Below are 13,988 nucleotides of genomic sequence, written 5' to 3'. Positions count from 1 at the left end.
TTATATTCTATCTGGATAATCAGAAATTATCCCATCTACACCATAAGAATTTATACGTTCTAAGGGTTTTAAATTATTAACCGTAAAAGCTATTACTTTAAAATTTTCTTTAAGTTCTGTTACAATATCTTCTGTTAACATTGTGTAGTTTACAAGTAGTGTATTGGCTTTAATTCTTTTGGCTAATGCCACAGCTTTTTCTAAATTATTATCTGTTAAAACACCTAATGGAATTTTATTATTTATTTGGTATACAGTTTCAAGCAATTCTTCTTGAAAACTAGACACTAAAATATTACTATAGTCCCAACCTTTTTTATCGACATAAAAAGTAATAATTCTAGCTGCTTCTTTTGCCGTATTTTGGCCCTTTAATTCTATATTTAGCAGACACTTATTATCTACCAAAAGCAAAGCTTCTGCTAAGGTTGGTATTTTATATGTTCCTTTTGTTTTTAAATTTTTTAAGGCTCTAAGTGGTTGTTTTGCAACTTCGCCTGTACCGTCTGTTATTCTATCTACAGTAAAATCGTGAAAAACAACCAACTCTCCAGATGCGCATCTGTGCACATCTATTTCTATACCATCTACACCTAAAGCGAAAGCTTTTTTTATAGATTCTAAAGTGTTTTCAGTTACATGTCCTTTGGCTCCTCTATGTCCAATTTTTAAAATACTACTTGTCATTTTTAATAGGTCTTATTAATCCTTCTTGAGCCACGGTGGCTATTAATTTTCCGTCTCTGGTAAATATATTTCCTCTTGCAAAACCTCTAGCTCCAGATGTACTAGGAGATTCCATGCTATAAAGCATCCAATCGGAAAAATCGAAATCTCTAAAAAACCACATCGAGTGGTCTAAACTTGCTGTTAATGTATTACCCCAATGTGCTTTGCTTGCATGTGGGTTTAATGTTGCTGTTAATATGTTGTAATCTGAAATATAAGTTAAAATTTGTTGCTTTACTGCTAAATCTAGTTCTTCAACATGGCCTTTAACTTTAAACCAAACATCGTAAGTAGGAGGTAAATTTTTAGGTTCTAAAGGGTTTGCAAAAGCCGTAGGCTTAAACTCTATAGGTCTTTCAATAGCCAAAAAAGACTTTAGGCCTTTAGGTAAAAAATTACCATACTCATTATACATATCTGTCCAACTTAACAACTCTTCTGGTTGTTTAACATTTAATTTCATCTCTATTTGGTGGTTATACCCTTCTTCTTTTTTATGAAAAGAAGCCGATAAAATAAATATTGTTACATCTTTTTGTTGGGCTGTTACTCGTCTTACCGAAAAACTCCCCCCATCTCTAACCACACTTACATGGTATGTTATTGGTAAATCTAAATTTCCTGCTTCTAAAAAATAAGCGTGCATGGAATGTAAAATTCTTTTATTTGTAATGGTTCTACTAGCTGCATTTAAGGCTTGTGCCAAAACTTGACCACCAAAAACTATAGGGCTTCCAATAGCTTTACTTTCGCCATTAAATTCGTTATCGTTTATCTTCTTTAATACTAAAAGGTTTAATAAATCGTTAACTGTTGTCATAAAATAATTAATACATTAATAAGCTATATTTTATAGCATTTTTAAAATTTTACATATTCTTTAAGATTTCCCGCTTATGTTTTTAAAGGAACATTCTTATATTACATTTCAACAAAGATAAAAATACAATTTATGACTATTGCTTTAAAACCTATATTACTTTTAACATTTCTATTTTTATCCTGCAACACAGGTAAGCTAAAACCTATTGCCGATTTACCTAATGGTTTAAAAGAAGCTTCTGCTATAGAAGTAGTTAACCACTCTAATTTACTATGGACTATTGAAGATTCTGGCAACAAAAACAATCTTTATGGTTTAGATATAAAAGGACAAATTGTTAAAGATATTGATATTAATAACTCGAGTAATATTGATTGGGAGGATTTAACCTCTGATGAGGAAGGCAATATTTACATTGGTGATTTTGGAAATAACAGCAAAAACCGAGATGATTTTACTATTTACAAAGTATCTCATTTAGCATCAAATAAAGCTCATGCTAAGCGTATAACTTTTACATTACCCAAAAAAGTGAATTCTGAAGATTTTGAAGCTTTTTTTCTATTAAATAACCACTTCTATATTTTTAGTAAAGAAAACAAATCTTGCATGCTTATTAAAGTTCCTAATACCATAGGAAAACATGTTGCAGAAGTTGTTACTCATTTTAAATTAAAAGGCAAAGATGCTAAAATTACATCGGCAGCCATTAATAAAAGTAAAAATACTATAGTACTTTTAAACCATGACAGGCTAATAAGAATTACCAATTTTAAAAACGATAACTTTTTTAAGGGCGATATAAAAACTATAAAATTTGAACACAACTCGCAAAAAGAAGGCATTTGTTTTAAAAACGACACAACGGTATACATTACCGATGAAAGAAACAAAAACAAGGGTGGTAATATTTACGAGTTTAAAATAAACTAAACCCCATATTTAACTATGGGTTTTAATAACGTTTACAATATCTTTTTTTTGAAGCACTCCAGATTGTCTCCATTTTGGTTTTCCATTTTTAAACAAAATCATGGTAGGAACGCTTCTAACTTGATATTTTGTTGCTAATTCTTGGTTTTTATCAATATCGATCTTTACAATTCTTACAGCATTTCCCAACTCATCTTTAACCTCTTTTAATATAGGCATAAGGGCTTGGCATGGGCCACACCAAGTGCCAAAAAAATCTACTAAAACAACATCTTCAGATGTTACTATGCTTTTAAAACTACTTTTCATTATTATTATTTTTAATAGTATAGACGAAAAATCAACCTACAAATTACAATGTGTTTATAAATTAAAAGTTTAACCCAAACCCAAATGAAAACCTTAAGCCTTCTACACTATTAAAAAAGTTAAATGTTCCCGATAAGCTTTCGGCTGCAGTTACCCAAAAACCACCTCCATAATCGTTATGCCATTTATTAGAAAAATCGTTTTTCAACCAAACTCTACCTACATCGCCTCCTGCAAAAACACCAATTTGCAATGGTAAAGTATTGGTTTTAAAAGAGAGAAAACTGTAGCGTAAATCTGCACTACCTACTAACGAACTTTCACCTGTAAAACGTTCGGTTCTAAATCCTCTTAATCCATTTTTACCTCCTATATTTGCTGCTTGATAAAACAGTAAATCGTCGCCTATTCTTATTTGAGTTTGTACATCTGTTTTTAAAACTAAATTTTTATTTTTTGTAAGCGAATTATAAAACCCAAGGTTTGAGTTTAAATATGCATAGGTGTTTTTGGTGTCTTCAAACTCGGTTTTTCCACCTAGTTGCAGCATAAAGGTCATTCCTTTTTTGGGGTTAATTTTATTGTCGAAACTCTTGTAGTTAAATTGTGTTTCTAGGCCTCCAAAAAACCGACGTTTATAAAACTCTTTATTATCTGCATCAACATGCTGGTTTGTAATAAACCTGTTTTCGGTATTATCAATCTCTATACCTTCAAAAATGGTTCTAAACCCGTAATCGCTACCAAAATTACCTTTCTTAATAATCCCTGCTTTTACAGCATAAATACTTGTTTTAACTCGATTATAATCTAACTCTAAATCATCATCGTTATTTTCTGTTTCATTTCCATAACCAAAAAAGTTATTTGTAAAATTTTCGGTAGTAAACTGCCCGCCAATATGCAAATTCCAATCGTTTATAATATTAGCAAACTCGCCATTATAATTTAAAGAAAAACCTTTGGTTGCGAAATAATATCCTCCTTTAAACCTATGCTGCTGCGAAAATGGGTTTCTTTGAAACCCTTTAATAGTTTTCGAGTAGGATACTCCAAGTAAAAATCCATCGTCTGGGTTAAAACCTATTGCTGGTGTTATTACACTAGATTTAGTAATATTTTTATTAAAATCGAATAGATTTAATTTATAAACATCGGTTAGTCTTACTTGAGCGCCGTTATTTTCTTTAATGGTATTGGGTTTACTTTTGTGATCGTAAACCTTTATTTTTCTACCATTTTTAATAATAAAGGTATCGTTTTCTTGCCCGCCAATTAATCTTATAAAAATAGGGTTATTAGCTTTACCTTTTACATTAAAAACATCTTTATCGTCTAAGCCATATATCCATATTTCTTTTGTAATATCTCTATTAAATGTTTTGTTGACTATAACTTCGCCTTTTTCGCCATCTTTTATTCTAGATATTTTAACATGGGTTTCCTTATCTCCTGTTCTTGTTACCTCTATATAATCATCTTTATCTGTACCTGTTAGAATAACTAGTTTATTTAAATAATTGTAATAGCGTGTTGCAATATCTTGCATATTGGCTCGCCTACCTTTTAGCTTAGTTTTTATTTCTTCTAGTGTTTTATCTTGTACTTCTTTTGGCACTTTTAAAAATGCTTTATCAATAATTTCGTCGGTAATATTTTCTTGAAGAAATTTAGCATGTTTTAGCCAAGTTTCTTTATTGGCTTGCTGTAGCATAACTCGATCTAGTTTAATACCTGCAGCATTCATCCATGCTATATTTTTTAAATCTTCGTCGTACACCTGAAGCTGTTTTGTTGATCCAGAAATAACTTTCATGACATCTAACAAAGCACCATCAAAGTTTGAAAACACCTGATCTCTATCTCTAGGTATTGGTCTAAAATATTTATCGCCATTTTCCATATCGAATTGTGCCCAACGCCATTGGTCTTGGTGTCTATCCCAATCTCCTATTAACATATCGAAAAGTCTTGCTCTTACAAAAGCATTTTCATCAATTTTATATTTTTCATCTTCTCTTATTTTTTCAATAATATCGTGAGTACTCTCTATATCGTTGGCAAATCCAAAGTTTTTATCGTCGGCATAGTTTTCTTCTGGGCGTTCTTCTATCATATAAAGTTCGCCACCATATTCCTTATTAAATTCGCCAAGATGCTTGTGTTTTGGAATAAAGTAAAGCCTAGGGTTTGTATGGTATATTTTTGCAGCATCAGACAAGTCTGGAACTACTGTAAAAGCATATGGATGGGCCGCTGTATAAAAGTCTAAAATTAAACCTTCAACAGCTGTTTTTTCAAATTCGTCTTGAATATAAGTATCTTTAAATAAAACGGTTTGCAAATATTGCGTGGCACTTTTGCGAAGAGCTCTCATATTAAGTTCGCGCCCGTCTTTTGTTTTTAAACGCAAAGATCTTGTTTGATGCCCGCCACCTTTTCTTACCACTTCTAACCCTCCATACAGGGTGTCTAGCGTAGCTACCTTGGCTTTTATTTTTGTACTATATATATTGCGATAGTGCTCACCCCAAACCGATTTAAAGAAGCCACTAACATTGGTTTCTTCTTTTGAATATATGGACACCTCTACTTCGTTAGGGAAATGCTCTGGAAGTTTCGAGGTATCGTACTTTTGTTTAGGCGCAAATATCTCTTTTGTAAATAATAATTTTGGCGCTCCATATGCTTCTCCATAAAACCTAACCCAACTGCTACCGTCTTTAAAAATAGTTAACTCGGCAAACCCTTGCCTTCCTGTCGAGAATAAACCATTATCACTTAACTCGGCATAAGATTCTTTTGCACCAGAACCAGACACTATTTGCTTAATACCATCTTGCTCTATATACTGTAATGTGTGTTCGTGACCAGAAACAAAAACAACATTATCGGCATCTAATGTCATGGTTTCCAAACGACTCATTAACTCATGGTAACGCTCGTTATATCGATCTTGAATAGAGACACCGCCTTGTGTTCGCATTTGAGTAATAAAAGAAGCTATCCCAGGAAGTGGTATTTTTTGTTGAAATGGATACAAGTGTTTTTGTAACGCATATTTACCTCCGTGCGATCCATTTGTATACATGGGATGATGCATCGCAAAAACTGTCGTTTTATTTTGTGCTTTTTTAAGTTCGCCTTCTATTTCTAAAAAGAAACGCTCTCTGGTTTTTATCTCGCATTCATCGTTTATTGTTGGATGATTATTCCAGTTTTCTAAATACCATTGCGTATCAATTATTATAAGCTGGATGGTTTCGCTAACATCTATACTTTCTAAAGGGCAACCATTTTCTGGCTGAAAGGTATTTTTACCTATTAAATCTTCAACATACTTTTCTTCGCGTTTTAAGCCTTTTAAACCACCTGCATACCAATCGTGATTACCTGGAATAAAAACAGTTTCTCCTTTAAAACCTGCAATTGCTTTACTTTGTGCTTTTAAGGCATTTTCGGCATTTTGGCGCCCTTTTTCGTTCTTTTTTGGCAATCCAGACGGGTAAATATTATCTCCTAAAAAAATAGTGAAATCGTTTTTTGTTTTCTTTCCCTCTAAGTGCTTATTAAATGCTGTTAAAGCTTTAGACATACCTCCAATAGGAGATATACCTGCATCGCCAACTAAATAAAATGTTTTATCTATAGGTTTGCTAGGAAAAACAACTTGATTGTGTTTTTTATTTGCATATTGTGGTGTATATGTTGCACAAGCCGTGAACCCTAAAATTATTGTAAAAACTAGCGTAAACTTTATAAACTTCATATTAACGTTATCTGTTCTTGTAAAAATAAGACTTTAGAGTTTTTAAAACTATTGTAAAAAATTAAATAATGCCTCAAATAGCATTTAGTTATTTAAACTTCTAGTTAATTCCACAATAAATTACTACGCTCTTGCCAGTAACCAGAACTTAAATTATGCAACGATTTTAACCTGTTTATTTCTTTTATTGACAGGTTAAAATGTAAGGCTTTTAAATTTTCTTGCAACTGGCTTATATTAGAAGCTCCGCTTAACACATAAGTTGGCTCTAAACTATCTATAACAAAACGCAAAGCTATAGCATCAATTCCTACTTCGTACTTTTTTGCAAGTTCCTTTAAAATTAAATAAAGCTGTTGGTATTGATGAAATTTTTTATTGCTAAAAATACGTCCGTTTGCTAATGCTTCTTTAATAATTACTTTTTTACCTTGACTAAGAATATGTTTTAAAATTTTAAAAGTAGATTGTTCCAAAACATTATATGTAACTTGAAAACTATCAAACAAATATTCGTTATTAACGGTTATTTTTGAAGCTAAATTAATAACCTCGCTTTGATTAGTTCCGCTTGTTGAAATACCTATTTGAAGTCCTATTTCTTTTTTAATTTGGTATAATTGATTTAAAACAACTTTATTATCTAAAATACCACTTTCAAGAGTAGCAGAATGTACTTGATAATATTTTAAGTTTGGTAACAACTGTTTTGAAATTTCCCACTGCGCTTTTAATTTTTCTAGCGAATGCTCTTTTATTTCATGTTTTCCTTTAAAACCAAGTTCCCAATTAGCAACATAAGTATACCCCCATTTTGTACCTAAAACAATATTTTCATCATTGTTTTTTAAGTTCCATTCATTTAAAAACGCTTCGCCTTTTCCGTAAGATGGTGCCGTATCAAAATATCGAACTCCTAACTTATAAGCTTCATCTAAAACTGAAAACGTATTAAGTTTAAAAGCACCTTCAGATTTATCATTCAGTTTCTCTGCTCTAATATTTATATACTCTGGTCTTCCTAATGCTGCTAAACCTAAGCCTATTTTCGTTTTTAAATTCATTTTTTATTCTTTCTAAATCTTTAGCCTTTTTGCTTAAATATTTTTTAAATAAAGCTTTCTTTAAATCTTTCGAAATGGCAGGTATAGCCATTTGGATTTTTTACCAAATAATCTTGGTGTTCTGGCTCTGCATTCCAAAATGTTGAATAAGGCTCTAAAGTGGTTACTACGTGGCTTTCCCATTTGCCAGATTTATTAACAAGTTTAATCATGTTTTCGGCTTCTTCTTTTTCTTCTTCATTTTGAAAAAATATAACCGATCTATAACTTGACCCCAAATCGTTTCCTTGCCTATCAATAGTTGTTGGATTATGAATTCTGAAAAAATAATCTAGAATTTCTCTAAACGATGTTTCGTTTGCATCATACGTTAGCTCAACACCTTCGGCATGTCCTGGGTGATATTTGTAGGTAGGGTTTTCGTTTTCGCCACCAATATACCCGACTTCGGTATCTTTAATTCCTGGTTGTGTTCTAAACAATTCTTCCATACCCCAAAAACAACCTCCTGCTATATATGCTTTTTTATAATTACTCATCTTTAATTTTTGTTTATTACTTGTTACGAACTGCACGATAGCATAGAGCACCCCACTTTATGCCTTGCCCATTCTGGGCGTTTTGCAAACCATTTTTTATTTTCTGGCTGTTCGGCATAGGGTTTTTTAAGCATATTAAACAACTCGTTTATTAATTTATAATTCCCTTTATTGGCATCATCAATGGCTAATTGTGCCATGTAATTACGCAATACAAATTTAGGGTTTATTGTATTCATTTTTTGCTTTCTATCGTTAATAGATAAAGATTCTTTACCTAATCTTTTAGCATATTTTTCGAACCAATTATTCCAACGTTTTTCAATATTGCCTACAACCTCTTCTGGTTTGTAAAATGCATCGGTAATAACTTGAAGTCCTTTTAAGGGGTTTTGGCTATCGAAAGAAGCTAAATTTCTAAAAAAGATAGTCATATCGGTTTCTGTAAGATGTAATATATCTTCTAATTCTAATATGAATTTTTGGTCATGTTCTTCTTCTTTAAACAAACCTAATTTAGATCGCATCATTCGCAGCAATTTAATTTCAAAATTGGTTTTGTATTCGTTTAAAATGGTTTCTAAAGGCTCTGCTTCATCAATTAAAGGATATATAGCATTTGCTAATTGTATTAAATTCCACAGGCCTACGTTGGCTTGATTTCCGAAGCGATATCGTTTATGTTGTCTATCTGTAGTATTGGGTGTCCATCCGTAATCATAACCTTCTAGCCAGCCATAGGGACCATAATCTATAGTTAATCCTAAAATAGACATATTATCGGTATTCATAACACCGTGTACAAAGCCTACACGTTGCCAATGGATTACCATATCTAAGGTACGGTTTGTTACTTCTTTAAAAAAAGCAAGGTATGTTTTCTTTGAAGGAGCTCCTAACTGAGGAAAATGATGTTTTATTGTATAATCTAGCAAAGTTTTAAGGGTAACATTATCTTGCCTTGAAGCAAAAATTTGAAAGCTTCCAAAACGCAAAAAGGTTTCTGCTGCTCTGCATACAATTGCGCCTTTTTCGTAAGCTTGATTTCCGTTATACATAATGTCTCGTAATACAGAATCGCCAGTTAGTGCTAATGATAAAGCTCTAGTAGTTGGCACACCTAAATGAAACATAGCTTCGCTACACAAATATTCTCTTACAGAAGATCGTAATACAGCCAAACCATCGGCCGTTCTAGAATATGGCGTTTCTCCTGCGCCTTTAAGTTGTACTTGCCAATTTGTGTTTTTGTGTTCAATTTCAAACAAATTAATTGCTCGTCCATCTCCTAATTGCCCTGCCCAATTACCAAATTGATGGCCACCATAACACATGGCGTAAGGTTTAGAGTTTTCTAAAACTTTATTTCCTGTAAAAACACCCAAAAAATTACTTGTTTTTGCTTCTGTACTAGATATACCTAAACTATCTAGCATTTCTGCAGACACATGTAACAACTCTGGTTTTGCTGTTTGCTTTGGGGTTACATAAGAAAAACAAGCATTTAAAACTTGCCTTCTCGTATTATCTAGAGCAGTATCTGCAGGAAGTTTTTTACTAAACTTATCTTTTATATTTAAATTCATCAATTAATATTCTTTTTCCAATTGCATGGATTCTGAATTAATACAGTACCTTAAACCACTTGGTTCTGGCCCATCTGGAAACACATGACCTAAATGTGCATTGCAGGTATTACACATAACCTCAACACGCACCATACCATACGTTGTATCACGCTCGTATTTTATAGCGTTTTCTTTTATTGGTTGTGTAAAACTAGGCCATCCTGTGCCAGATTCAAATTTAATTGTAGAATCGAACAAAGGCGTATTACAACATACACAATTGTATTTACCAGCTTCGTGCATGGCGCACAAATCTCCAGTATGCGGACGCTCTGTTCCTTTAAGCCTAGTAATTCTAAACTGCTCTGGAGTTAATTGTGCCTTCCATTCTGCTTCGGTTTTCTCTACACGCTTATCTGGTATAGGGTTTCCTTTTACAGAAAAATTAATAACATCTTTCCACGTTAACATAATATTTAATTCCTTTTTTTTCTTAATAAATATAATATGTTTCAAAATAAATTAAGTCGAAAATAAGCAGACTTTCTTACAATCTAAATCTTTATAGATAAAGCACACAAAATATATTTTAATTTTAGTAATTTGTGATATTAAATTTACTTGTTTTATGTCGGAATTAATTGAAAGTACAGAAAAATTTGTTTTTGAATTGTTTAAAAACGAATTAGATCCAACCTTTATATACCACAACTACACACACACCGAGCGCGTATTAAGAAGTGTACGAGAAATTATAGAACATACAGAAATTAGTAAAGAAAACGCAGAAATTTTAGAGTTGGCTGCGTTATTACATGATACAGGTTATATTAAAACCAAAGCGGGGCACGAAGAAGAAAGTGTAAAAATTGCCACCACTTTTTTAAAGGAGAATAAAGCAAGTACAGAAACCATAAAAGCTGTAAACGAATGCATTATGGCTACAAAATTTAAAGACAATCCTAAAACAGAACTTGGCAAAATAATTAGAGATGCCGATGCATCTCACTTTGGAAAAAAATATTTTGATGAAGCAAGCGAGTTTCTTAGAAAAGAATTAGAAATGCAAGGTATTGCTAGTTATTCGCCAACCGAATGGCTTAACGAAAACATAAAAGTACTTACTAAAAAACATGAGTTTTATACAGATTATGCTTTAAAAAATTGGCAACCAAGAAAGGAAAAAAATCTTTCGAAATTAATGAAAACCAAAAAGAAAAGAAAAAGCAAACTTAAAACCGAAGAGCTAAAAGCTAAATACAAAGCCCAATATAAAAATGAGAGTCCAGAACGAGGTATTCAAACATTTTACAGAGTTGCTCTAAGAAACCATATTAAATTAAGTGATATTGCAGATACAAAGGCTAATATACTTTTATCTGTAAATGCCATTATCATTTCGTTAGTTTTAGCTAATTTAATTTCAAAGTTAGACAACAACGCTTACTTAATTTACCCTACTGCTATATTTACTTTATCTTGTGTAATATCTATGGTTTTATCTATTATTGCTACTAGACCTAATATTACTAGTGGCGAGTTTACTAAAGAAGATGTTGCCAATAAAAATGTTAATCTTACTTTTTTTGGTAATTTTCATAAAATGAGTTTAGAGGAATACGATTGGGCTGTTAAAGAACTTTTAAAAGATAAAGACTATGTATACAGCTCTTTAACTAAAGATTTATATTTTTTAGGTAAAGTACTAGAACGAAAATATAGAATTCTTAGGGTTACTTATACTATTTTTATGATTGGTATGATAGTATCTGTACTATCATTTGGTATTGCATTAAAACAAAATGGTGCCGAATTAGAAGATGTTTTACCAGACGAGCCGCCAATTTCGCATGTGATAAAAGCACATAATTAAGCCTTAATTTCTTTCATTAAGTCGTTATAAGTGTAAAACTCTTTATCGTCTTTATCTTTATGATAAAGTACACTAACACGTATAGCTTTTAACCCTGTTACGGCCTGCAAATCTTCTAGCTCTACAATTTCTACATCGGTATCTAAATAACGTTTAGATTGTAAAAATTTAATATATCGCAAGTACTCTATCTCGTCTTGTTTTTGAGAATATACAATGCTAATTTTTCCTTTTTGGGTAATACGCTCTTTGGAGTTTTTAATATAAGCTTTATCAACACGTTTTTTAACTATTTCGTAGCGTGCGTTATAAGTTCCGTCTACATCAAACTGTTTTTCGTCCATTCTAAAACTTATAGACAAGGGCTGGTTAAAAACTAAAATCATTGAAGCAACATCGAGCGATACAGGAAAACCAGATTTCATTTGGTAATAACTATTCTCCATTTCGCACATAACTTGCAATTGCCACAAGCGTAAATTATATAAGTAAATAGGATTAAAACTATCTTCTTTAGTAATAGACTCGCCTATGTACATGTTATGTTCTACGCCATCTGTTTTAAAGCGCTCGAAATAATGCGGATACATAGCTTGAGCTTCGTCTTGCTTTTTATCTAACAAAAAAGCCATTTCGTAATTAATTTTAGCTATGGTATCATCATAAGCTTTTCTGTGCTTGTAGAGCACATTAAGCTCGTCGTTAATACTTAAATAGTAGGCTTCTATTTTATCTTTAACAATTTCAACAGTTGCTAAATGCTTAAAAACTGGCTCTATATCTTCTTTTAAGAAAGATGATATTTGTTGTTCACTATCGACCTGAAAATTATTCTTTAACCCTTTTAAATACTCATTAATTTGATAAATGTATTGTTCGTATATTGGTAAATCTTCAGATTCCCCTATGGTTTTAAAAATTTCTTTTACAGCTTTAAGCTGTAACACTAAATCTTGTTGAGTTGCTTTATTTCTAGCCTCTGACGATCCTTTAATATCTATTTGCCCATATAGCGGATAAATATTATCGAAAGCAATTTTTTTAAATCTAGGCTCTAAACCATTCATTTCATCTTTAATAAAGGCTCTTGCTTCTTTTACAAACCTCCATTTAACACTTGAATGTACAGATGTACATTCTTGCTGAATAATAGCTTCTATTAAGTTTTCTTCTTCGTTTTTAGAGCGTTCGACAGCCGATACAATAAACGGCATAACATCAACTAACTTATTTGCATTTATGCTATTTAGCACTTGGGGCTTTTTAGATACTATTTCTATAACTCCCATTAAGCCCTCGTCGTTTGCTATGGGTGCAAAAATGGCACTTTTAATACCTTGATCATGCAAGCTTTTAATATGCGGGGCACAGTCTTTTGCTTTTCTATAAGCATCATCGACATTTGAAACAGAAAAAAACTTGTTTTCATGTAACAACCTTTGGTAAGACCAACCACATAAGGCTTCTGTACATTTTTCATTTTCCTTATCTCCAAGAAGATAACTACTCATGCCTATACCGTATACACGCTCGAAAGTTGCATCTTCTTTATTATAAATTGAAAACCCAACTTTTATGTCTTTTAACATTAATAATGATCTGAAAATTTCATGAAACCCATCCATAAAATTTTCATTTTTGCGCTTATCTTCACCTATAAGTGATGATTTTATATTGGATATGGATTGATCATCTGTTACGTCAAAAATATTTGATATTACAAAGCCTTTAAAGATATAACTGTTTGGTGGAAATTTTTCTTTCCATAACGCAACGTTTTCAAAGTTGTCTATTAACTCATTATAATCTGCTTGAGTAATTCGTTTTGTTTTTTCTTTTGGTATTATTTCGCAAAAATCTGCATTATATAGTATTTTGTAATAATGGAGTATTCCGTTTTCGTCTGGTATTTCGTAATAAAATGGTCTTTTAAAGTTTAAATTATAACCGTAACAAAAGTTTAATATTATTGTACATGCCATTATATACGTATCGTCTTCTGGCATGTTTTTTATTTGAAGCTCGAAATTTTTCCCTGCAGTATTTATAATGTTTTTAAAACGCTCGGACGAGTTAAAAATTAAATTGTGTAATGGTACAGAAGCTGTTTTAATTTCATTTTTAGTTAATAACGGACTAAAACTATCTTTAAGAATGGTACTTATTTCCTTTTCTCTTGTTTTTAAAATAGAAATATCGCTAAACCCTTTTCGAAGTTCTGGGTATGCATTGGCTATTTCAAGAATACTTTTAGCTTTTGTAACAATAAACTCATCATCACTATTTGCCAAAACTTCATATTGCTCTAAGAGTTTATTAAAGCTAACATTTAAGTAAAAGGGCGACTCGATATTGTCGTTAATGTCCATGATATTATTAAG

At 31.7% G+C, this 13,988-nt stretch carries 11 protein-coding genes; 2 read left to right on the top strand and 9 right to left on the bottom strand.

Features of this window, described 5'->3' with window-relative positions:
• Entirely contained in the window at window positions 1-687 is a 687-nt protein-coding gene (locus ACNG5D_RS02590) for a glycerophosphodiester phosphodiesterase (protein WP_418181935.1), read from the bottom strand.
• On the bottom strand, window positions 677-1,549 hold the full coding sequence (locus ACNG5D_RS02585) for an acyl-CoA thioesterase (RefSeq protein WP_418181934.1): 873 nt from the start codon (window positions 1,547-1,549) through the stop codon (window positions 677-679). The genes ACNG5D_RS02590 and ACNG5D_RS02585 overlap by 11 nt, the downstream gene beginning before the upstream one ends.
• 132 nt (window positions 1,550-1,681) lie before the next feature.
• Between ACNG5D_RS02585 and ACNG5D_RS02580 the strand changes: the two genes are divergently transcribed.
• Complete coding sequence (locus ACNG5D_RS02580; protein WP_418181933.1) at window positions 1,682-2,485, top strand: SdiA-regulated domain-containing protein; 804 nt, start codon at window positions 1,682-1,684, stop codon at window positions 2,483-2,485.
• Window positions 2,486-2,494: 9 nt separating this feature from the next.
• Here ACNG5D_RS02580 and trxA read toward each other — a convergent pair whose 3' ends face one another.
• The 6 genes from trxA to msrB all read right to left on the bottom strand — a co-directional run bounded on the left by trxA (window position 2,495) and on the right by msrB (window position 10,205).
• Window positions 2,495-2,794 (bottom strand): thioredoxin, encoded by a 300-nt coding sequence (trxA, locus tag ACNG5D_RS02575; protein WP_418181932.1) that lies wholly within the window; start codon window positions 2,792-2,794, stop codon window positions 2,495-2,497.
• 61 nt (window positions 2,795-2,855) lie between these two features.
• The gene (locus ACNG5D_RS02570) at window positions 2,856-6,563 is read right to left on the bottom strand and encodes a metallophosphoesterase (protein WP_418181931.1); all 3,708 of its coding nucleotides are present in this window, start codon (window positions 6,561-6,563) and stop codon (window positions 2,856-2,858) included.
• A gap of 104 nt (window positions 6,564-6,667) precedes the next feature.
• Window positions 6,668-7,627: an aldo/keto reductase gene (locus ACNG5D_RS02565; RefSeq protein ID WP_418181930.1), complete on the bottom strand. Its 960-nt coding sequence runs from the start codon at window positions 7,625-7,627 to the stop codon at window positions 6,668-6,670.
• Between the two features lie 44 nt (window positions 7,628-7,671).
• Complete coding sequence (msrA, locus tag ACNG5D_RS02560; RefSeq protein ID WP_418181929.1) at window positions 7,672-8,166, bottom strand: peptide-methionine (S)-S-oxide reductase MsrA; 495 nt, start codon at window positions 8,164-8,166, stop codon at window positions 7,672-7,674.
• 23 nt (window positions 8,167-8,189) lie between these two features.
• Window positions 8,190-9,752 carry a protein adenylyltransferase SelO gene (locus tag ACNG5D_RS02555; protein ID WP_418181928.1) on the bottom strand — a complete coding sequence of 521 codons (1,563 nt, stop codon included), beginning with the start codon at window positions 9,750-9,752 and terminating at the stop codon, window positions 8,190-8,192.
• A gap of 3 nt (window positions 9,753-9,755) precedes the next feature.
• On the bottom strand, window positions 9,756-10,205 hold the full coding sequence (gene msrB / locus ACNG5D_RS02550) for a peptide-methionine (R)-S-oxide reductase MsrB (protein ID WP_418181927.1): 450 nt from the start codon (window positions 10,203-10,205) through the stop codon (window positions 9,756-9,758).
• Window positions 10,206-10,362: 157 nt separating this feature from the next.
• Between msrB and ACNG5D_RS02545 the strand changes: the two genes are divergently transcribed.
• Window positions 10,363-11,607: a Pycsar system effector family protein gene (locus tag ACNG5D_RS02545; RefSeq protein WP_418181926.1), complete on the top strand. Its 1,245-nt coding sequence runs from the start codon at window positions 10,363-10,365 to the stop codon at window positions 11,605-11,607.
• Here ACNG5D_RS02545 and ACNG5D_RS02540 read toward each other — a convergent pair.
• Window positions 11,604-13,976, bottom strand: a complete 2,373-nt coding sequence (locus ACNG5D_RS02540) for a GAF domain-containing protein (protein ID WP_418181925.1) — start codon at window positions 13,974-13,976, stop codon at window positions 11,604-11,606. The genes ACNG5D_RS02545 and ACNG5D_RS02540 overlap by 4 nt on opposite strands.
• Between the last annotated feature and the right edge of the window lie 12 nt (window positions 13,977-13,988).

Origin of the sequence: Algibacter ulvanivorans (assembly GCF_048381495.1) — a bacterium.
GTDB classification, from domain to species: domain Bacteria; phylum Bacteroidota; class Bacteroidia; order Flavobacteriales; family Flavobacteriaceae; genus Algibacter_B; species Algibacter_B ulvanivorans.
Note: the sequence above shows the minus strand (reverse complement) of the source record. Positions and strands in the feature narration are given on the sequence as shown.